This window comes from Microbacterium sp. MPKO10 (assembly GCF_026107415.2).
GTDB lineage: Bacteria > Actinomycetota > Actinomycetes > Actinomycetales > Microbacteriaceae > Paramicrobacterium.
This window is the reverse complement of sequence record NZ_JAPCHX010000002.1, coordinates 153,522-173,545: the sequence shown is the minus strand read 5'-3', so window position 1 is coordinate 173,545 and position 20,024 is coordinate 153,522. Positions and strand designations below refer to the sequence as shown.

The following is a 20,024-nucleotide window of genomic DNA, read 5'->3' as shown; positions in this document are numbered from 1 at the left end:
CGCTACTTCTCGCTCGCCTGAGTGCGCTCGGCTTCCTCGATGCGCGTCGCCAGGTCGTCGCGCACCAGGGACTGCCGGTGAACACTTCCGGCGCGGTATCCCGTGCGGCCGACCATGTGCGCTGAGATCGGCGCCGTCAGCCCCTGGAAGAAGATGATCGCGATCGCGAGTGTGATCGTCACGACGGCGGGTGTGTTGAGCGCAATGTCGGCCATCATCACGATGAGTCCCAGGATCTGCGGCTTCGTCGCGGCGTGCAGGCGGGTAAGCACGTCGGGCATGCGTAGAAGCCCGACCCCCGCTGCCAGGCACATCACGGCGGCAACGAGCACGAGAACAATCGTGATCCAGTCGCGAACATCACCGGTCATGTGTCGTCCCTCCGCCCCATGAACTTCGCCACGCTCACCGAGCCGATGAACGCGAATGCCGCGAGCACGAGCAGCAGCGGCAGCGTCGTCGCGTGGTGGTTGATTGCCATTTCGGCGCCCAGCCCGCACATGACCGTGACAAGCAGTACATCGCTTGCCACGACGCGGTCGAGCAGCGTCGGCCCCGTGACCAGCCGATAAAGCGCTGCCAACGCGCCGAGAGCGAAGAACACGACGGCAACGCCGATGAGAACGTTCATGACGGTCATGGCGTCTCCCCTCCGCGGTTGATGGTGACGGATGCTGCCGAGCCAGCACGCACACGTGCGACATCCGCCTTCGTCCCCAGAGCCAGCGCAATGCGCTTCTCGGTGCGCAGGACTTCTTCTTCGAACGCGTCGACCTCGGCTTCCGACCACACGTTGATGACGTGCACGTAGAGAATGGAGTCTTCGCGGTCGACGTCGAGCACGATAGAGCCGGGCACGATCGAGATCGCCTCGGCCGTCCACGTCATGATCAGGTCGGATCGGGTCCGCAGCGGAATCGCCGTGATGGCGTTCGACGGAACGTAGCGGGGCTTCAGCACGAGCCACGCGATGCCGATGGAGGCACGAGTGATGTCGAAGAGCAGCCGCGCGAAGAACACCAGCGTGTACCAGGGGTTGATCCGGATGCTCATCTCGACGGCCGGCAGATAGAAGACGATCGAGACGCCGAGGGCGAGAAGCACCCCGGTGATGAGCGACAGCCAGGTGAACTGCCCCCAGAGCAGCATCCAGATCACGACGAGTCCGACGCTGAGAATGATGAGCCCGCTGACCGAGGTCTTCTCTTCGCGTGGCTTCGCTTCAGACGTGTCCGGCTGACCCGGTTCGTTCTCGTCGCCCATCAGTCACCTCCTTCGAAGACGTCGCTCACGTAGTTGCCCGGTGTGCTCAGATAATCGGCGGCTCGGTCTGTGTATCCGAGCAGGGGCCCGGCGAGCACAGTGAGGGCGACAGTGACGGCGACGAGGCCGGTCGTCGCGCCGAGCATAAGCTTCGAGATGGTCTTCGTCATGACCGAGCCCGAGTCGTCGGGGCTCTCGCGCAGCGACGCGAGCAGCGGAGACGAGTAGCCGGTCACCTCGTTGCGACTGCGCCAGAAGCCCATGTTCCAGACTCTCACGAGCGCGTACAGCGTCAACAGTGAGGTAGCTGCGCCGGCCGCGACAAGTACATAGACGAGCCAGTCAGCGTCTTCGAGGCCCGCTTGGAACAAGCTCAGTTTGCCCAGGAACCCGGAGAATGGCGGGATGCCGCCCAGGTTCATGGCACCGATGAAGAACAGCACTGCCACCATCGGGGATGCTTTCAACACTCCGCCGAGGCGCGAGATCGACGTGGAGCCGCCCACGCGCTCCACGAGTCCCGCGGCGAGGAACAGCGTCGTCTGCACGGCAATGTGGTGCACGATGTAGTAGATCGTGGCCGACAGCGCGTGCGCGCCTCCGATCGCGATGCCGAAGATCATGTACCCGATGTGACTCACGAGCGTGAACGACAGCAGACGTTTGATGTCGGCCTGTGCCAGAGCACCGAGGATGCCGATGAGCAGCGTGAAGAACGCGATCACCATCAATGGCACGCGGAGCGGCACATCGACGAACAGCACGGTGTCGGTGCGGATGATCGCGTAGACGCCCACCTTGGTGAGCAGTCCGGCGAACACAGCGGTCACCGGCGCGGGTGCTGTCGGGTACGAATCGGGCAGCCAGAATGAGAGCGGGAAGACCGCTGCCTTGATGCAGAACCCCGTGAGCAGTGCGACACAGAGCACCATCTGGATGTCTTGCGGCAGGTCGCGGATGCGCTCGGAGATCAGCGCGATCGTGACCGTTCCCGTCGCCCCGTAGATGAGGGCGATCGCGGCGAGGAAGATGATCGACGAGACGAGGCTCACGACGATGTACGTCACGCCGGCACGAATGCGTGCACCCGTGCCGCCGAGCGTGAGCAGCACGTAGCTCGCCGACAGCAGCATCTCGAACGCCACGTAGAGGTTGAAGAGGTCTCCCGCGACGAACGCGTCAAACACACCGGCGGCCAGCACGAGGTAGGTCGGATAGAAGATCGAGACCGGTGTCTCTTCATCGTTCTGGTCGGCGATGCCCTGCCCGATCGAGAAGATGAGGACGCCGAGAAGCATCAGCGCCGAGATCAGCAGCATGACGGCCGAGAGCCGGTCGGCGACGAGTACGATCCCCCATGGCGGCTCCCATCCGCCGATGTGCACGACAGCCGTTCCGCTCGTGTCGATGTCGAACATGAGCGCGACGCTCAGCACAGTGACGAGCACGAGGCTCGCGGTGCTGACGATCACCTGCAGACGCGTGCGGCGGCCGAGGGCGAGCGTGACCGCCGCGCCCAGCAGCGGAATGGCGACGACGAGAGGCAGCAGAGAGGCGATCATCGGTCTCCTCTTGTCTCGTCAGATTCGTCATCCACGTGCTCGTCGCTGGCGTCGAGGATGTCCTGAATCGCCTGGTCATCGACGTCGACAGCGTCGAACGTGGCGTCTGTGCTCTCCTCGGTGTCGCGGGCGTGCTCGTCGGGCACGGTATCACCGCGGTCGCCGAGCCGCGCCAGCCACCAGGAGCGGTAGATCAGCGCCAGCAGAAACGCCGTGATGCCGAAGTTGATGACGATGGCCGTGAGCATCAGCGCCTGAGGCAGCGGGTCAACCATGGGAGCATCCGCTGTCGCTCCATCGACGATCGGCGCCGAACCGCTCGGCCCGCTCATGATGAAGATCAGAATGTTTGTCGCATTTCCGACGAGCAGGAACCCGATCAGCACGCGCGTCAAACTGCGTTCGAGCATCACATAGACGCCGGCCGCGTAGAGCACAGCCATGATGATCACAAGGGTAAGGGATGCCGTCATGCCGCACCTCCTCGCGTACCGACCGTGACTTCGGCGTCGTCGAGCTGCCGGTCGACTTCGCCGCCGAGGCTGCGCAGGATGTCAAGAATGAGCCCGACGACGACGAGGTACACACCGATGTCGAAGATGGTGGACGTGCCGATGGACAGGTGTCCCAGCACGGCGACGTCGGTTTCGAGGTATGCAGATGTGAGAGCGTCCGCGCCAAAGAACAGCGACCCCACGGCAGTGCCGACGGCCAGCAGGATGCCGGTGCCGAGGATCTTCCCCGCATCGACAGTCACAGCTTCCGCAAGCTCGAAGCGCCCGCCCGCGAGGTACCGCGCGATGAGGGCGAGTCCCGCCAGTAGGCCGCCAGCGAACCCGCCGCCCGGTTCGTTGTGCCCAACGAAGAGCAGGTAAATCGAGACGAGGATCGCGGGGTGGAACAGAAGCCGTACAACGACTTCGAGAAGGATCGACCGGTGGTGCAGCGAGAGCGTCCGTCCGGCGAAGATCCATGTATGCCGCGTCTCACTCAAGCCGTGTGCCGGAGCGAGCGGGTCGTACACGACCTGGCGGCGTCGTGCCCGCCGCCGACGAGCGCGCGCACCATCGATGCGCGGCATGACACCGACGCGCCCAGAGACGAACAGGAGGCTCGCGATCCCCGTCGCTACGACGATGAGCACCGAGATCTCTCCCATCGTGTCCCAGGCGCGGATGTCGACGAGCATGACGTTGACGACGTTGCGGCCGTGCCCCTCGTTCACGGCGAGGTCGGGCAGCTGCGCCGAAATGCTCTCGGCCTGCCGCGCGCCGAGGGCGACGATGCCCACGATCCCCATCGTGATTCCGACGAGGGCGCCGATCAGCATCCGCCGTTTCTTATGCACAGGTTTGTTGTGTTGCGCGATCTTGACCGGAAGCCGCCGGAGAACGAGCACGAAGATTACGATCGTCGCCATTTCGACGAGCCCCTGCGTGATCGCGAGGTCGGGGGCGCCATGCAGTGCGAACAGCGCGACGAGCCCGTAACCGGTGATGCCGACGAGCAGCACGGCGGTCATGCGCTTCTCGACGAACGCGGCCATAATGGCGGCGATCACCATGACCAGGCCGATGACCGGCTGCGCCGGGTAGTCATAGAGCCGGATGCCGTCGGGCCACGTGCGGTTCATCGACAGCGTGTACACGATGCCGGCGACGAACACGACGAGAATCGTCGACAGGTACTGCGACAGACCGCCGCGCTGGGCAAAGATCGTGCTGCGGGCCGCGAACCGGTCGACGATGCTCACGATCGACCAGTAGCCGCGTGACGCCTCGATCCAATCCGGCACGCGGTCTTGCACGCGGGCGACGAGCGTGCGCCAGTTGAACAGCAGAAGGCCGACAATCAACACACCGGCCGAGATCGCAAGTGCCGGCTGGAAGCCGTGCCAGAGAGCGAGATGTGCGGAACCGTCGTCGGGAAAGGTGCCGGCGTATTTTCCCAGCGGTGCGTCAAGGATGCCGGGGATGACACCGAGCGCGAGCGTTCCGACCGTGAGCACGAGAGGGGTGATGAGCAGCCCTGGCCCGTCGTCGTGCAGCGGCGTCTTTTCGCAGTTCTCCCGGTGAGCGAAGGCGCCCCAGAAGAAACGCGCCGTGTATGCGACGGTGAGGATCGAACCGAGCGCAGTGCCGATAAGCGCTGCCCACCCCCAGACGCTGCCGGCGAGCGCGGCGTCGAAAAATGCCGTGAACACGGCGTCTTTCGCCACAAAGCCGAGGAGCGGCGGAACGCCCGCCATCGAAAGGCAGGCGATTGCCGCCACGATCATGAGCACGGGCGTGCGCCGGCCGACTCCTGAGAGCTTGCGCCAGTCGCGTGTGCCGGTGCGGTGATCGATGATGCCGACGACGAGGAACAGCGTCGCCTTATAGAGGGCGTGGGCGAGCAGCAGAACCAGGGCGGCGAGAGCGGCGTCGTGCGTTCCGAAGCCGGCGATCACCATCAGGAATCCCAGTTGGCTCACGGTGCCGTAGGCCAGAACGAGCTTGAGGTCGTACTGCCGCAGCGACCGCCACGCACCGACGAGCATCGCGGCGAGCCCGAGAACGATGAGCGTCGGCATCCACCCCGGCGAGTCGGCATACCCGGGAGCGAAGCGCGCGACAAGGTAGATGCCGGCTTTCACCATCGCCGCCGCGTGCAGATAGGCGCTCACGGGAGTGGGGGCCGCCATGGCCGCCGGAAGCCAGAAGTGGAACGGAACGATCGCGGACTTCGACAGGGCGCCGATCAGGATCAAGATGATCGCTGTCGCAACGGCGGGCCCGCCCGGTGGGTTATCCACCATTGCGGCGATCGAGGTGGAGCCGGTCGCGACAACCATCATCACCACACCGATCAGCATGATGAGCCCACCGAACGTGGTGACGAGCAGGGCCTGCAACGCCGCACCGCGGGACTCTTTGCGCCCGATGTAATGCCCGATGAGCAGGTACGACAGGATGCTCGTGATTTCCCAGAACATGAACATCACGATGATGTCGTCTGTGATTACGAGCCCGTACATCGTCCCGGCAAACGCCAGCATGATCGCGGCGAAACGGCCGAGCCCCGGTTCGTCGGCTGTGAAGTAGTGCGCGCAGTACAGCAGCACAAGCGTGCCCACGCCGGTCACGACGAGAGACAGAAGCCAGGCAAGCGGATCGACGCGGAATGACAGTTCGACGCCGAGCGACGGGATCCACGGGTAGGACTCGAGTGCTTCCTGCCCTCCGATGACCGTCGGTGTCTGGGCGAGGGTGAGGACGAATGCCGCAAAGGGAACGAGCGCGACGACGAAGAAGACTCGTGTGGAGAGCCAGCGGGTGAGATTTGGCGTGACAATTGACAGCACCAAGAATGCGGTCAAGAGCACTGCCATGCGCGTCTCCGAGATGTCGGCGGCGGTTTCTCCTTATTCTACAGAGTCAGCTGCAGTCATTCCGGTGAAAGTACCGAGGAAACGCGTCAATGCCGAACATGGAATATATCGCTGCGGGATGCTGTTGAAGCGCCGAAATCTCGTGCGATGGGGCGCGGCTACCCCCATGGTGTGCCGCGCCCCACCGCATCCGACCTCGCTGGCGTGCTCCCGAAGTCGGACCCTGGTGATGTTCGGGTCAACCACCAGGTATCCGTGCCACTCGCAGAGCGAGTGCTGACGGGCCACCGCTAGGGACGATGGCGTCCAGTACACTCGCCGCGTGGCAGTTCGTGCACTGTCCTTCACCATGAGAGATGCAGTTCGTACCGGATTATGACGCGACTTCTCACATTCTTTTGTGGATTTTTGCATTCTCCTGACAGAGAATGGCCGACGGCGTCATAATTTGGCTCTGACGGCGTCTCTTAACTCAGAGGCTCTCCGTTTGATTGGCTCTCTGTCTGATTCCACGCCCCGTAGAGAAATGAAGCAACCGATGTTCCGTGCCCGTGCCAGCGACGCGTCTGACGCGAGCCTGCTCGAGCGCACGCGCAACGGTGACGAGGCTGCGTACGCAGAGCTGTGGCGGCGACACTCGGCCGCGGGAATGACCGTTGCCCGGTCGATCACGTCGAGCCTCGACCACGACGACCTTGTGCAGGAGGCGTTTGTTCGCGTCTTCACGGCGGTGCGCAGGGGCGGAGGCCCCAAGGGAGCGTTCCGCCCGTATCTGTTCACGACGCTGCGCAACACGGCGGCCGAGTGGGGGCGCAAGCGTCGCGAGACGTCGCTTGACACGCTGGAGACGTTTGAAGACCCTTCAACGAGTGAGGCAGCGACAGAGGCTGCGCTCGATCGGGGGCTGACGGCGACGGCGTTTCGGAGTCTCCCCACACGCTGGCAGGAGGTGCTCTGGTACTCCGAGGTCGAGCAGATGACTCCGGCAGAGGTCGGACCGTTGCTCGGTATGAAGGCGAACAGCGTCGCCGCCCTCGCTTACCGCGCCCGTGAGGGGCTGCGGCAGGCGTGGATCCAGGCACACATCAACGCGGCAGCCGAGGGGTCAGACTGCCGGTGGACGCTCGAGCGCATGGGGTCGTATACGCGGTCCGCTCTCGGCAAGCGCGATACCGTGCGATTCGACAATCACCTCGACGAGTGCGCCAAGTGCACGATCGTTCTGGCCGAAGCGAAGGCTGTCGGCTCCCGGATCGCCCTCGTGCTCCTGCCGCTCACCATCGGGGCGACGGGCGCCAGCGCCTACCTGGCGTGGCTGCAGTCCGGACAGACTGCCGCTGTCATGGCGATGCCGGTGGGCGTCGCGGCAGGTGTGGGCGGCCCGACGGTGGCTGGAGCAGGCGCGGCAGCAGGGGCCGGATCAAGCAGCGCGGGCAGCGGCGGAAGTGCCGGTGGCGCGGGTGCGACATCCGCAGCATCCGGACTCTCGACGGGCGCGATCGCGGTTGGAAGCACCGTTGCAGCTGGAGTTCTGGCCGCGGCAGTGGCGGCGGCGGTGATCTTCGTGCCGTCGCTCCCCATCTTCGACAATGGCAGCCAGGTATCTCCCCCGCAGGCAGCGGGCCAGCCACCGTCGGCCCAGCAGCCAGACGATAAGGCTGAGGATGCTGCGCCGAAAGACGACACACCTCCGGCCGACGATCCACCAGCGGAGGATCCTCCGTCGGACGAACCGCCGGTTGACGACCCGCCTGCGGATGAGCCTCCCGCAGACGATCCGCCAGCCGAGGACCCGCCAGAGGACGAGCCGGGTGCGGACGAGAGCTCGCCGCCGTCGAAGCCGGACAAGCCGAATCATTCGGATGGCGACGAAACGATCAAACCGGACCCATCTCCCGGCCCGGTCGAGGCCCCTACGGTCAACGAGAACATCGACAGCGACGAAAATGGCGATCCCGTGTTGAGGGGCAATGCTGCGCCGGGCAGTGAGATCAACGCCAAGGCCAAACTGGCCGACGAGGGCGACGCTTCGTCAGTGTCGTCATCCGGCGTCTCTGGCTCGACCGCGTCGGCATCCGCGGGTGCGGCGACAGCCCAAGCGGCTCTTTTCTCCGCGCTCGGCGCATCACCGGTAGCGACGTCGGCTGCTGCCTTCTTCTCTGCGCTGTCTGCGCTCGACTCGTCGTCGGCGACGGGGACGACACCGAGCACGAGTTCATCATCGGTACCCGTGTCCACGGGGATGGCATCGCTGCTTTCATCCTCGGGCTCTGTCGCCTCGACCGCGCCGACGACATCCTCCTCTGCGCTCACATCGCCGACCGGGTCGACGTTCTCCGCCACGGGTCCCCCTTCTCCGATCGCAACGGCGTTGTCCGCCACGGGGTCCGAGTCCTCGACGGCAACTGCCTCCACCGCCTCGGGAACAGGATCCGAAATGTCGACGACCGCATCGGCCTCGGATGACCTCACCTTCTCTACAGAGGCCAGCGACAATGACGGATCGTGGACGCTCCCTCTTACGGACCTCCCACCGGGTTCCTACACGGTCTCGGTGACGGCGACTTTGAATGACCAGACGTCAGCACCGACCGTCATCAACGTCCAGGCTCCGCTCGACGACGGTGACGGCAGCGATAACGGTGACGGCGATGAGGGCGACGACGACGAAGACGGCGACGGTGGTGAGTCGTCCGAGTCGACGATCTCAAACATCACTCTGAGCCACTCGTGGGTGAGCTGTGACGACGGCCTGCTGCCGGGGTGCCGCACCGTCACATCGCTGTCTCTGGACGATATCCCCGACGACACGGACGTCGTCACGGTCACGATCACCAACTGTTCGTTCACGGACACAGCGACAGGCACAGTGGACGCGAACGGAAACGTCACGTTTGATGACGGCGAAGTTCTGCTCGCTCCGTGGTTGGGCTTCCAATCCTCCACAATCAGCATCAGCACCGGCGACTCCGAGGAGTGGATTGTGGAGCCCATTAAGCTCAAGGAAATTCCTGGTTTCACGTGGCCCTGATTCCCCGACAGGCGCTCTGCCATAGGCCGCTCGCCTTCTGGCTTTCTGCCAGCCCGGCTGGTTAGCACCCGGACAGCTTTGCACCCCGGTAACCGCGACTTATGCGGCCCAAATGGCTGCTCGGACCCGGCCAGAACGTGCATTTGGGACGCATGAACGGGGCCGAACAAACGGAGTCACAGCCGTTGAGCCAACCGCAACCGTTTATGCGAAGGAGACGGTTGTTCCGCGTCAGCAGGCACGCGCCCGTGCCTCAGATGAACGGAAGGCGTGCACGGGGCACAGGCTACCTTTGCCGGAGCCTGCCCGACTGGGAGCGTGGGGATACAGACACGTTCGCTAGCGTCAGCACGGTCAGCACAGTCGCGCTCTGCGTGGAGCATCCGGGCAAAACGGCGCATACTGCGCGTTGAACGGCTACCCCGAAGGAATCACGACATCGCACGGTCGCGACGGCGGCCCTGCAGAACGACAGCCAGCACAATCACAAGGCCCACGACCGTCAGCGCCACATTCACGAGCGGCAGCGACTGGATGCCCAGCAACGGCAGCAGCATCGCCCCGAGGAACGCTCCCCCGCTGATCCCGATGTTGAACGCCGTCGTGTAAATCGCGCTGCCGGTGTCGCGGAAGCGGTCGCTCGCAGTCTGCAGCATCCGGGTCTGAAGCAGCGGCGGCACCATGCCGAACGACAGCCCCCACACGGCGAGCGCCGCCATCGACCCCCAGAAGCCGCCGGCCGTGAAGGCAAGAGCGCACACGGATGCTGCCACGCCGGCGAGCCCGATCACGAGGCCGAGCCGCGTGCGGCGCGCAAAGACCGTGCCCGTCAGGACGAGTCCGATCGCGCCCGCTCCGCCGTAGACGAAGAGCGCGATGCTGATGTACTCGCTCGGGACGCCGATCGGGTCGAGAAGGTACGGCGTGACGTAGGTGTAGAAGGCATAGTTACCGATCATGATGATCGCGACGGTGACGCAGATCACGAGCACCGGAACGACTGTCGCGTCGCGGCGCTTCGGGGCGCCAGCATCCCGTTTCTCGTGTACCTCACGAGCCACGGGGACGAGCCAGAGAAGAACCGCGACAGCACCGAGGATCAGTCCTGCGGCGATGGCCACGAACGCCCACCGCCACCCCACGGCGTGGCCGAGCGCCGTGGCGAGGGGAACGCCCAGCACCAGAGCGAGAGTGCCTCCGGCAAGCGTGAGCGAGACGGCTCGGCTGAGGTTCTCACGCGAGACGATGCGCGCGGCGTAGGCCGGGACGAACGACCAGAACAGCCCGTGCGCGAGGCCACCGACGATGCGCGCCACCACCACGAGGGCATAGCTGGGGGCGAGGCCCGTCGCGAGATTGGCGAGGCCGAGGACGACGAGTACGGCGACGATCATCGGCTTGCGCGGAAGCCGGACCGTGAGTGCCGTGAGCGGAGCGCTCGTGAGCACAACGGTGAACGCGAAGATCGACACGAGGAGGCCGATCTGGCCCTCAGTGACGCTGAGTTCTGTGCTCATCTCGGGCAGCAGACCGGTCGGGGTGATCTCGCTCGTGACCGCGAGGAAGACCCCAGCCGAGAGCAGGGTGAGGCCCAGCCACGGGAACGGCCGGTGGTCTGTGGGGCTGCTCGCAGAGCGCGGAGCAACAGGAATCGGGGAGGTAGTCATCGGAAGAATCCAACAACGGCGTTCACTCGGGCGAGCAGTGCTCGCACCACCGAGTTCGACTTCGCGCCCATGTGCGCGCCCAGGGTCCGACGGGAACCGCGAACCATCGAACATTCTACGGCACCCCTCACAGGGCATCAATTTTCGACGATCCCGCGCAGAAAGCTGTGATTTTGCCGAGTATCACGGCAGGATGGGGGCATCGCATCACTCGAACAACGAGGTGGAAAGTGAAAGCACAACCTTCGGCAGTAGGCCTCCGGACGCGCGAGACGTTCTCCGGACGCAACGCCTTCATCTTCGCGGCGATCGGATCCGCCGTCGGACTGGGCAATATCTGGCGCTTCCCGTACGTCGCATACGACAACGGTGGTGGCGCCTTTATCGTGCCGTACCTGATCGCGCTGTTGACGGCGGGGATCCCGCTGCTCTTCTTGGACTACGCGATCGGGCACAAGTTCCGCGGCTCACCCCCGATGGCGTTCCGCCGCCTGCATAAGAAAGCCGAGATGTTCGGCTGGTGGCAGGTGCTGATCTGCTTCGTCATCGCCGTCTACTACGCGGTGATCATCGCGTGGGCGGCCTGCTACACCTGGTTCTCGGTCACGAAAGCGTGGGGAGATGACCCGGCAGGCTTCCTCATGGGCGAGTACCTGCAGGTGTCAGACGAGGTGAACGTGCAGTTCAGTTTCGTTCCCGGGGTGCTCATTCCGCTGATTCTCGTGTGGGTTGCGGTCATCGCGATCCTCGCGTTCGGTGTGCAGAAGGGCATCGCCCGCTCGGCCATGATCTTCATTCCGCTGCTGTTCGTCATGTTCATCATCCTCGTCGTGCAGTCGCTGTTCCTTCCGGGCGCGTTCGAGGGCCTCAACGCCCTCTTCACACCGGACTGGGGCAGGATGGCCGACAGCTCGATCTGGATCGCCGCGTACGGGCAGATCTTCTTCTCGCTCTCGGTGGCGTTCGGGATCATGCTGACCTATTCGTCCTACCTCAAGAAGAAGACAGACCTCACCGGCAGCGGCCTTGTCGTCGGGTTCTCGAACAGCGGGTTTGAGATCCTCGCTGGAATCGGCGTCTTCGCCGCCCTGGGCTTCATCGCCACACAGAGCGGACAGGCGGTCGACGAGGTGGCAGCATCCGGCATCGGCCTGGCCTTCATCGGATTCCCGACGATCATCTCGCAGGCTCCAGGCGGCGCCATTCTCGGCGTACTGTTCTTCGCCTCGCTGGTGTTCGCTGGATTCACGTCGCTGGTCAGCATCCTCGAAGTCGTCATCTCGTCGATCAAGGACAAGCTCGGGCTCGGCCGCGTGAGCGCAACTCTCTGGGTCGGCGTTCCGATGGCGCTCGTGTCGATTCTGCTCTTCCCTACGACAACGGGCCTCAACCTGCTCGATGTGACGGATGCGTTCGTCAACAGCTTCGGAATCGTCGCTGTCGCGCTGGTCGTCGTGATCTTCCTCACGGCCGGCTTCACAGCGCTGCCGAAGCTGCGCGACCACCTGAACAAGACGTCGTCGGTGAAGATGGGACGCACCTGGATGATGTTCGTCGGTGGAATCACGCCGATCATCCTCGGCTACATCCTGATCGACTCGCTTCAAGAGCGCATCAGCGACGGCTACGGCGATATGCCCACATGGTTCGTCGGCGTCTTCGGATGGGGCATGGCCATCGCGCTCGTCGTCGTGGCCTTCCTGCTCTCGAAGCTGCCCTGGTCGCCGAAGTCGGCGCTGCATGACCCGGACGTCGACGGAGAACAGGTCTCACCGCCGATCCTCGACCCCGAGATCGACGCAGCCGAGATCGCTCGCCACCACACCGAAACAGGGCAGTTCGCCGCCAATGGACACGAAGATGCCGATCCGTCACGACGGTCACGGCGCGAGGGAAAGGACAACTCATGAGTGCACCAGCCATCATCATGATGCTCGTCGCGATCGTGACGGTCTGGGGCGGCATGGCCGTCTCGATCATTCACTTGATGCGACACCCCGAGCAGAAGGATGACGACTGAGGGGTCGCCATCCAGTGAATCGGGAGGGCATCGCGCGTCTGACGCGCGGTGCCCTCCGGCCGTGTGCGGACCCGACGAGCCGATCCGGGACTGAGTCTCGTGGGCGACCTTGTCTGTCGGTGACCTACCGGCGAACGCGCGCGAAGCGACGCGGCACGACGAGCTGTCAGCGACCTGACAGCATTCTGGTCATCACCTGCCTCGATCCGACGGCCTGACTGGTTAGTCTTGTGGGGTGACAACCGACGCGTCTTCCTCACCCGAGAACTCTGCGAACCACTGGGTTCTCACGTTCGTCTGCCCCGACAAGCCCGGCATCGTGCACGCCGTCAGCGGCGCGATCGTCGCGGCGCACGGCAACATCAGCGAGAGTCAGCAGTTCGCGAGCCTCGACACCGACCGGTTCTTCATGCGCCTGCAGGTGCAGTCATCGGCATCGCGCGAAGACTTCGAGGCCGCGCTGGCCCCCGTGATCGAGCGGTTTGACATGACCTGGAATCTCGACAATGTCGGCCGCCCCGCACGCACGCTCGTGCTCGCGTCGACTGCTGCGCACTGCGTCAACGACCTGCTCTTCCGGCAGCGTGCCGCCCAGCTGCCGATCGAGATTCCGCTGATCCTCGCCAACCACCCCAATCTGCGCTCCCTCGCCGAGTTCTACGGTGTGCCGTTCGAGACGATGCCCGTCGTGGACCCGGACTCGAAGGCGGCGTTCGAGAAGCGGGTGCTGGATGCTGTCGATGAGCACGACATCGAGCTCGTCGTTCTCGCTCGGTACATGCAGATCATCTCGCCCGAGCTGTGTGCGGCGCTCGAGGGCCGCGCCATCAACATCCACCACTCGTTCCTGCCCGGATTCAAGGGGGCGAACCCGTACCGGCAGGCTCACGCACGCGGCGTCAAGCTCATCGGTGCGACTGCGCACTTCGTCACGAGCGACCTCGACGAGGGGCCGATCATTGAGCAGAACGTGGTGCGCGTCGACCATTCGCAGTCCCCCAAGCAGCTCGTCGCGATCGGGCAAGACGAAGAGAGCCGCACGCTCACGCAGGCCGTGAAGTGGTTCGCCGAGAAACGCGTGCTGCTGGACGGCGCACGCACCATCATTTTCAAGTGACACCGGAGGCCGCAGTGACATTCGCCGAACGCATCGACAAGTTGACCATCGACGATCTGCGGGCGACGGGGGCGACCAAGTGGATTGCTCCCGACATTGAGATCGGGGCGTTCATCGCCGAGATGGACTTCGGGGTGGCCCCTGTCGTGCAGTCAGCGCTGCGCACGGCGATCGACGCCGAGGTCTACGGGTATCTGCCCGAGTCCATGCTGCGCGATCTGCAGTCGGTGACCGCGTCGGCCCTTGAGACGCGTGGATACTCGGTCGCGGCCGACGATGTGATCGCCGTTCCCGACGTTCTGCGTGCGCTCGAGCTGACGATCACACGTCTGACGGGCCCGACCGCGAAGGTGATCGTGCCCACGCCGTCGTACATGCCGTTCCTCTTCGTACCGCCGCGCATCGGCCGTGAGGTCATCGAGGTGCCGATGATCAACGACGCCGGAACGTGGCGCTTCGATCTGGATGCTCTGCGCGCCGCGTTCGCCGACGGCGGGGAGATCCTGCTTCTTTGCCAGCCGTTCAACCCGCTCGGCCGTGTCTTCACGCGTGAGGAGCTCGCCGCTGTGAGTGCCGTGGTCGATGAGGCGGGCGGGCTCGTGTTCGCGGACGAGATCTGGGCACCCCTCGTGCTTCCCGGCGCCACGCACGTGTCGTACGCAACGGTGTCGGATGCTGCAGCACACCACACGGTCACGGCGACGTCCGCCGCCAAGGGGTGGAACCTACCCGGTCTCAAGTGTGCACAGCTGATCGTTGAGGACGAGAGGCTGCGCGAGAGCTTTGGCGACGCCGACTGGATCTCACACGGCGCCTCGACGATGGGCGCCGCCGCCACGATCGCCGCCTATACGGAGGGATCCGATTGGCTGGCCAACGTCGTCGATTACCTCGACGGCAATCGCACCGAACTGCTCCGCCTCGTCGACGAGCACCTTCCCGGTGTCACCGTCACGCGGCCCGAGGGCACCTATGTGGGCTGGCTCGATTTCACGGGCGTCGGCATCGAGAACCCGGGCGCGTTCTTCGCCGAGAACGCTGGAGTCGGCGTGACAGACGGGCGCTCCTGCGGCCTCGCCGGAGTGGGCAGTGCCCGGTTCATCTTCGCCACTCCTCGCCCGGTCATGCGTGAGGCGTTCACCCGCATGGGTCGTGCGCTGCGCGAGCAGAAGCCAGCCTGACAGCATCCACCTGCCGTTCGCCGTATTCGCCTCACGATGACCGGCGAAACGACGCGACCCGTGAAGATCTGACTCCGTACGACGACCATGTACAGAACCGACGCGCCACGCGCACGTCATCGTCATACCCGGTGACCCACACACCCATATGTGGCGGTGTGCTCAGGCGCATGAAGACGACGATGGTCACTCAGGCGTGGTGGCGCTCCATGCTGCCGCGACCAATGCGAACGATTCGTCGAGTGCCCGGCGTGGCCGAGGCGATTTCCGCGCAATCGTGAACGATGCCAGCGCGAAGCGAGCAATCGTGTGTGCAGCCGTCGTGGAGATGTCGACATCGGCACGATCACCAAGTGCGTCGGCGACCACTCGGGCATACCGCAGCTCAAGCACCTGAGCATGGGAGGCGAGCTCCGGACTCGCCTCGATCATCTGCCATACTCCAACGGCGTCGCCCGTCGTGCAGTGCTGAACGAGCGCCGCGATCTCGCGCCGGAGCCCGTCGATCACTGATCGTGCGTCAGTTCGCTCGAGAACGGCCTCGCGCAGCCGCTCTTCGAAACCGGCGGCCTGTTCGAAGACAAGCGATTCCTTGGAGGGAAAATGCGCGAACAACGTGGTCACAGCAACGTCTGCCTCGGCCGCGATCTGTCGAATGCCCACAGCCTCGTAACCCTGCTCTAGAAACAGGCTCATCGCTGTCTCAGCGATTGTGCGCCGCGTGGCGGCCTTCTTTCGCTCCCGCCGCCCGGCGGGCGTGGCGGGACGAATAGGTGATGCCATGCAATAAAGCTATCAGATACAAAACAATAACCGTTAGTGTTATTGTCGTCGGCGTGAAGAAGATCATGTATTCCCGATTCGGCGGCCCGGAAGTCCTTGAGCTGGTGGAGAGCGAGCGTCCGCATCCAGGTGAGGGGCAAATCAGAATCTCGGTGCGAGCCGCCGCCGTGAACGCCTTTGACTGGAGGGTGCGCGAGGGGCAACGGCTGGGGACCCACCCGGTCACCCTTCCCTCCGGACTCGGCATCGACGCATCAGGGGTCGTCGACATGGTCGGCCCTGGAGTGATGGGCACCGCAGTCGGCGATGCGGTGTTCGGCGAAGGAAGAGATACCTATGCCGAGTCCGCGGTCATGACCGTGTGGCATCCGATGCCGGCGCCTTTGTCGTATGAAGAAGCCGCGGGCTACCCCTCCGTGCTCGAAGCAGCCCTGCGCGTGCTCGATGAGGTGGAAGCGCGTTCAGGCGAGACACTCCTTGTCAGCGGCGCCGCGGGCGGCGTCGGCTCTGCCGTCGTTCAGATTGCTCGTTCGCGCGGCGTGCACGTGATCGGCACGGCCGGAACTGGCAACCAGCGTTATCTGCGCAGCATCGGAGCATCAGCGACGACATACGGGGATGGGTGGGTTGAGCGCGTCCGAGCCTTGGGCACGATCGATGCAGCGCTCGACCTTGCCGGCGCGGGCGTCCTTCCGCAATTGGTGCAGCTGACAGGAAATCCGAATCGGGTCGTGACGATCGCCGATCTGGATGCTGCGCAACACGGCGTCCATTTCTCCGGAGCCGCTGGGGATGTGGCCGGTGCTCTGGCCGAGGGTTCACGTTTGGTAGTCGACGGGGTGTTGAAGCTTCCTGTCGCAGCGACGTACACGCTTGCCGAGGCCGCAGCGGCACACGTCGACAGCAGAGCCGGTCATACTCGTGGGCGACGCATCATCGTCATCTGAGGGCGAGCGAAAAGGCTCCGGTTGAGTATTCCACCGCATTCAAGTACTCGGGCACGGCATCGAAAAATCGCGCACGTTCGTCGCGAAGAGCACGAGGGCGCCGATGGACAACGATTATCGGCGCCCTCGTTCGTGTCGCGGTCAGCGAAGCTTCTCGAGCTCAGAACGGCCAGCACCTCCTCCGCCGGCTGATCGTCGTGCACACCCGGCTCGAGCTCGGCTCATCGAACGGACGCGTCCCCGCAAACCCGGCGCGAGCCTGCTCCGAGCCGGGCTCTTTCGCCCACTTCCTGATCAGGATCGTCGCGACATTTCCCACCAACACTGTTCGATAGCAATTTTCTCTGTACTTGCGTACAGTTACTGATCTGTCGTACAGTTACTGTACTTTCGTACAATAAAGGGGAGAATTTTGGGACGCACAGACGGTCGCCTTGAACGCGGGATGCAAACTCGCGAACGCATCCTCGACGCCGCGATCGAGATCATCGCTGAAGGTGGCGCCGGCGCTGCCACGCAGCGTATGGTCGCCGCTCGAGCCGAGATGTCTCTGGCGAGCATCACTTACCATTTTCCTTCCGCTCGCGAATTGATCATTGCTGCGATGCGCCGCGCTTCGGGCTTGGCTGTGACCTGGCTCGCGGAGCGGCAGAGCCATATGCTCACCGACCGCGACTCCCTCGAAGATTTCACGGTCGACTACATTTCGGCGCACCGCTCAGGTGCGTTCCCTGCGGGAATTGTCGCTCTCGAGCTTTCGCTTGCCGCGGTCCACGAGCCCGACTTGAGAAGCGCTGATGAAGACAATATGGCCGCCCTGGAATCGTTTCTCTTCAAGCTACTTTCCGACAACGACAAAGCTCGAGCTGCGGCGCGCGCCTTCACTGGCCTGTTGCTAATCGAGCTGGGGTCAAACCGGGAACCGGGCAGCGAAGAGACTCGCAGGACCATCAGAACACTGCATGACGTGTTCGGCTTCGAATCACCGCCGCAGCGCTCTGAGTAGGTGCGGCTGCTCAACTGTACTGGTGCCGAAGGCACCTCTCCCCCGTGACCTATTAATACCTAGAACAACGGAGTTTTACTGTGAAAGTTGGACTAAGCATTCCCGGTGCCCTGCAAACCGAAGAGACGTTTGCGTTCGCACGCCAGATGGGAGTCACCCATATTGTGGCGCACATCGTGGGCGGAAAGCCAGGGATGCCCCTCGATGAGGTCCTTGCAGGACCAGGATTCCCGACATACGCCAATGACGAGCGCTATTCGCTCGACGGCCTGCTGCACCTCAAGGAACAGGTAGAGGGCTCCGGAATGGAGCTCTTCGCCATCGAGAACTTCGAACCAGCAGATTGGTACGACGTCCTTCTCGACGGTCCGAAACGCAATGAGCAGATGGTACGAATCAAAGAAATCGTACGGAACGTCGGCTCCGCCGGAATAACGACGATGGGCTACAACTTTAGTATTGCCGGCGTATGGGGGCGGCCGATGCTCCCGAATGGGCGCGGAGAGGCGCTGAGCTCGACCTTCGACAACACAGTTCAGACTCCGATCCCCAAAGGGATGGTTTGGAATGCCGTCTACGACAAGGACCTCTACGAGCGAAGCGTACGCACCGAAGACTATATCGATCCTATCAGCGTGGATCAGCTGTGGGACCGATACTCCCGCTTCCTTCGCGAGATTATTCCCGTCGCCGAGCAAGCAGGCGTTGTGATGGCGTTACACCCAGATGACCCACCTCTCGAAGAGCTTCGCGGTACGCCGCGACTCATCCACCGGGGGCACCTCTACGACAGAATGCTGGGGATCGTAGAGTCTTCTGCAAATGCGATGGAATTCTGCGTGGGCACCCTTTCCGAAATGCCGGATCAAGACATCTACGAAGTCGTCGAACACTTCGTAGCGACAGGCAGAATCCAGTACGTTCATCTTCGTAACGTCGTCGGTCGCGTGCCCCAGTACCGCGAGACTTTTCTCGACGACGGATACGTTGATATGCAGCGCATCCTCCGTATCTTGAAGGACGGCGGATTCGACGGGGTTGTTATCCCCGATCACACCCCTTTCGTGAGCACATCTTCTCCGTGGCACACGGGCATGGCCTGGGCCCTTGGGTGGATTCGTGCGAGCATGCGTGCGATCGATGCCCTCGATGAGTAGAGCCGGTCATGAGAATTGAAGTCGACAAACGCATCGCAGCGGAGCTCGGAGAGGGTCCTATCTGGGATGCGGCCACAAACGAACTACTCACTGTAGATATGATCTCGGGCACTGTCGCACACACGTCGTTCGCCTTCCCCGCAGCAGCATCATCTCAGCAGACGGTGAGCGACTATGTGGGTGCTGTTCTGCCCGCGGACGTCCCTGGCGTTGTAGTAGTGACTCGTGCAGATCTGAAGCTCGCCTCGACGAACGGCACAAAGACTCTCGTACGCGTGATTGAAGACACTGAGAAGCGGCTCAACGATGCCGCTTGCGACGCACGAGGACGCGTCTGGGTGGGCAGCACTCATGTCGATGTTCGCGAAGGCGAGGGAAGTCTTCATGTGTGGGAGCCGGGCGGACCACCAGCGATCGCTGCCTCCACGCTGACGCTGCCTAACGGTATTGGTTGGTCTCCTCAGAATGACGTCATCTACGTCGCTGACTCTGGACAGTCGTCGGTTCTACGAGGAACGTTCGACCTGGAGTCCGGGCACATCGGCCGGCTGACTACGCTATTCACGGTAGACAGGGGTGAGCCCGACGGCCTGTGCGTCGATGCGGACGGCTCGCTGTGGATCGCGATCTGGGATGGTCACCGCGTCGAGCATAGGGCCCCCGACGGCGAGCTCCTCGACACCGTGGACCTCCCTGTCACCCGGCCCACCTCGTGCGCGCTCATTCCTGGAATCGGGCTCGCCATCACGACGGCGCGGTTCGGGCTGAACTCCGAGACTTTGTCCGAAGAAAACGCTGCCGGCCATCTGCTGATCGCTCGCAGCGAAGGGAATAGCCTTCCCACCGCTCGAGTCAGAACCAGCTGATCGGTCGCCGAATATCTTCATCCTGTTTGTCCCCTCGACAACGTACACATTGGA

17 protein-coding genes are annotated in these 20,024 nt (G+C 63.7%); 9 read left to right on the top strand and 8 right to left on the bottom strand.

From position 1 onward, the window contains the following. Positions 1–2: 2 nt before the first annotated feature. The 6 genes from mnhG to OK352_RS05445 are packed head-to-tail and all read right to left on the bottom strand — an operon-like array spanning position 3 to position 6,195. On the bottom strand, positions 3–371 hold the full coding sequence (gene mnhG / locus OK352_RS05470; RefSeq protein WP_265140440.1) for a monovalent cation/H(+) antiporter subunit G: 369 nt from the start codon (positions 369–371) through the stop codon (positions 3–5). Further along, positions 368–640 (bottom strand): MrpF/PhaF family protein, encoded by a 273-nt coding sequence (locus OK352_RS05465; protein WP_306387774.1) that lies wholly within the window; start codon positions 638–640, stop codon positions 368–370. The genes mnhG and OK352_RS05465 overlap by 4 nt, the downstream gene beginning before the upstream one ends. Then, entirely contained in the window at positions 637–1,263 is a 627-nt protein-coding gene (locus tag OK352_RS05460; protein WP_265140439.1) for a Na+/H+ antiporter subunit E, read from the bottom strand. The genes OK352_RS05465 and OK352_RS05460 overlap by 4 nt, the downstream gene beginning before the upstream one ends. Further along, complete coding sequence (locus OK352_RS05455; RefSeq protein WP_265140438.1) at positions 1,263–2,825, bottom strand: Na+/H+ antiporter subunit D; 1,563 nt, start codon at positions 2,823–2,825, stop codon at positions 1,263–1,265. The genes OK352_RS05460 and OK352_RS05455 overlap by 1 nt, the downstream gene beginning before the upstream one ends. After that, on the bottom strand, positions 2,822–3,298 hold the full coding sequence (locus OK352_RS05450; protein WP_265140437.1) for a sodium:proton antiporter: 477 nt from the start codon (positions 3,296–3,298) through the stop codon (positions 2,822–2,824). The genes OK352_RS05455 and OK352_RS05450 overlap by 4 nt, the downstream gene beginning before the upstream one ends. After that, positions 3,295–6,195: a Na+/H+ antiporter subunit A gene (locus OK352_RS05445; RefSeq protein ID WP_265140436.1), complete on the bottom strand. Its 2,901-nt coding sequence runs from the start codon at positions 6,193–6,195 to the stop codon at positions 3,295–3,297. The genes OK352_RS05450 and OK352_RS05445 overlap by 4 nt, the downstream gene beginning before the upstream one ends. A gap of 526 nt (positions 6,196–6,721) precedes the next feature. On the opposite strand from OK352_RS05445, the gene OK352_RS05440 reads away from it, so the two are divergent. Continuing rightward, on the top strand, positions 6,722–9,226 hold the full coding sequence (locus tag OK352_RS05440; RefSeq protein ID WP_265140435.1) for a sigma-70 family RNA polymerase sigma factor: 2,505 nt from the start codon (positions 6,722–6,724) through the stop codon (positions 9,224–9,226). A 431-nt stretch (positions 9,227–9,657) separates the two neighbouring features. On the opposite strand, the gene OK352_RS05435 is transcribed toward OK352_RS05440, so the two are convergent. Then, a complete protein-coding gene (locus OK352_RS05435; RefSeq protein WP_265140434.1) occupies positions 9,658–10,893 on the bottom strand; it encodes an MFS transporter in 1,236 nt (411 codons plus the stop codon). A gap of 230 nt (positions 10,894–11,123) precedes the next feature. Here OK352_RS05435 and OK352_RS05430 point away from each other — a divergent pair, with 230 nt between their 5' ends. The 4 genes from OK352_RS05430 to OK352_RS05415 all read left to right on the top strand — a co-directional run bounded on the left by OK352_RS05430 (position 11,124) and on the right by OK352_RS05415 (position 15,211). Then, the gene (locus OK352_RS05430; RefSeq protein ID WP_265140433.1) at positions 11,124–12,803 is read left to right on the top strand and encodes a sodium-dependent transporter; all 1,680 of its coding nucleotides are present in this window, start codon (positions 11,124–11,126) and stop codon (positions 12,801–12,803) included. Then, complete coding sequence (locus OK352_RS05425) at positions 12,800–12,913, top strand: methionine/alanine import family NSS transporter small subunit (protein ID WP_265140432.1); 114 nt, start codon at positions 12,800–12,802, stop codon at positions 12,911–12,913. The genes OK352_RS05430 and OK352_RS05425 overlap by 4 nt, the downstream gene beginning before the upstream one ends. Before the next feature lie 235 nt (positions 12,914–13,148). Continuing rightward, positions 13,149–14,030 (top strand): formyltetrahydrofolate deformylase, encoded by an 882-nt coding sequence (purU, locus tag OK352_RS05420; protein WP_265140431.1) that lies wholly within the window; start codon positions 13,149–13,151, stop codon positions 14,028–14,030. Between the two features lie 14 nt (positions 14,031–14,044). Next, positions 14,045–15,211 carry a MalY/PatB family protein gene (locus tag OK352_RS05415; RefSeq protein ID WP_265140430.1) on the top strand — a complete coding sequence of 389 codons (1,167 nt, stop codon included), beginning with the start codon at positions 14,045–14,047 and terminating at the stop codon, positions 15,209–15,211. A gap of 186 nt (positions 15,212–15,397) precedes the next feature. On the opposite strand, the gene OK352_RS05410 is transcribed toward OK352_RS05415, so the two are convergent. Further along, entirely contained in the window at positions 15,398–15,994 is a 597-nt protein-coding gene (locus OK352_RS05410) for a TetR/AcrR family transcriptional regulator (RefSeq protein ID WP_265140429.1), read from the bottom strand. A gap of 53 nt (positions 15,995–16,047) precedes the next feature. Here OK352_RS05410 and OK352_RS05405 point away from each other — a divergent pair, with 53 nt between their 5' ends. The 4 genes from OK352_RS05405 (at position 16,048) to OK352_RS05390 (ending at position 19,970) form a co-directional block, all read left to right on the top strand. Then, on the top strand, positions 16,048–16,941 hold the full coding sequence (locus OK352_RS05405) for an NADP-dependent oxidoreductase (protein ID WP_265140428.1): 894 nt from the start codon (positions 16,048–16,050) through the stop codon (positions 16,939–16,941). A gap of 412 nt (positions 16,942–17,353) precedes the next feature. Beyond that, on the top strand, positions 17,354–17,947 hold the full coding sequence (locus tag OK352_RS05400; protein ID WP_265140427.1) for a TetR/AcrR family transcriptional regulator: 594 nt from the start codon (positions 17,354–17,356) through the stop codon (positions 17,945–17,947). 194 nt (positions 17,948–18,141) lie between these two features. Further along, the gene (locus OK352_RS05395) at positions 18,142–19,104 is read left to right on the top strand and encodes a mannonate dehydratase (protein WP_265140426.1); all 963 of its coding nucleotides are present in this window, start codon (positions 18,142–18,144) and stop codon (positions 19,102–19,104) included. A gap of 8 nt (positions 19,105–19,112) precedes the next feature. Then, positions 19,113–19,970 carry an SMP-30/gluconolactonase/LRE family protein gene (locus tag OK352_RS05390; protein ID WP_265140425.1) on the top strand — a complete coding sequence of 286 codons (858 nt, stop codon included), beginning with the start codon at positions 19,113–19,115 and terminating at the stop codon, positions 19,968–19,970. The last annotated feature ends 54 nt before the right edge of the window (positions 19,971–20,024 follow it).

Coding starts and splice junctions, on each gene's coding strand:
- OK352_RS05435 (WP_265140434.1), bottom strand. CDS start 10,893: ATGACTACCTCCCCGATTCCTGTTGCTCCGCGCTCTGCGAGCAGCCCC.
- OK352_RS05390 (WP_265140425.1), top strand. CDS start 19,113: ATGAGAATTGAAGTCGACAAACGCATCGCAGCGGAGCTCGGAGAGGGT.
- OK352_RS05425 (WP_265140432.1), top strand. CDS start 12,800: ATGAGTGCACCAGCCATCATCATGATGCTCGTCGCGATCGTGACGGTC.
- OK352_RS05450 (WP_265140437.1), bottom strand. CDS start 3,298: ATGACGGCATCCCTTACCCTTGTGATCATCATGGCTGTGCTCTACGCG.
- OK352_RS05455 (WP_265140438.1), bottom strand. CDS start 2,825: ATGATCGCCTCTCTGCTGCCTCTCGTCGTCGCCATTCCGCTGCTGGGC.
- OK352_RS05440 (WP_265140435.1), top strand. CDS start 6,722: ATGAAGCAACCGATGTTCCGTGCCCGTGCCAGCGACGCGTCTGACGCG.
- OK352_RS05445 (WP_265140436.1), bottom strand. CDS start 6,195: ATGGCAGTGCTCTTGACCGCATTCTTGGTGCTGTCAATTGTCACGCCA.
- OK352_RS05410 (WP_265140429.1), bottom strand. CDS start 15,994: ATGGCATCACCTATTCGTCCCGCCACGCCCGCCGGGCGGCGGGAGCGA.
- OK352_RS05395 (WP_265140426.1), top strand. CDS start 18,142: ATGCCCCTCGATGAGGTCCTTGCAGGACCAGGATTCCCGACATACGCC.
- OK352_RS05465 (WP_306387774.1), bottom strand. CDS start 640: ATGACCGTCATGAACGTTCTCATCGGCGTTGCCGTCGTGTTCTTCGCT.
- OK352_RS05460 (WP_265140439.1), bottom strand. CDS start 1,263: ATGGGCGACGAGAACGAACCGGGTCAGCCGGACACGTCTGAAGCGAAG.
- mnhG (WP_265140440.1), bottom strand. CDS start 371: ATGACCGGTGATGTTCGCGACTGGATCACGATTGTTCTCGTGCTCGTT.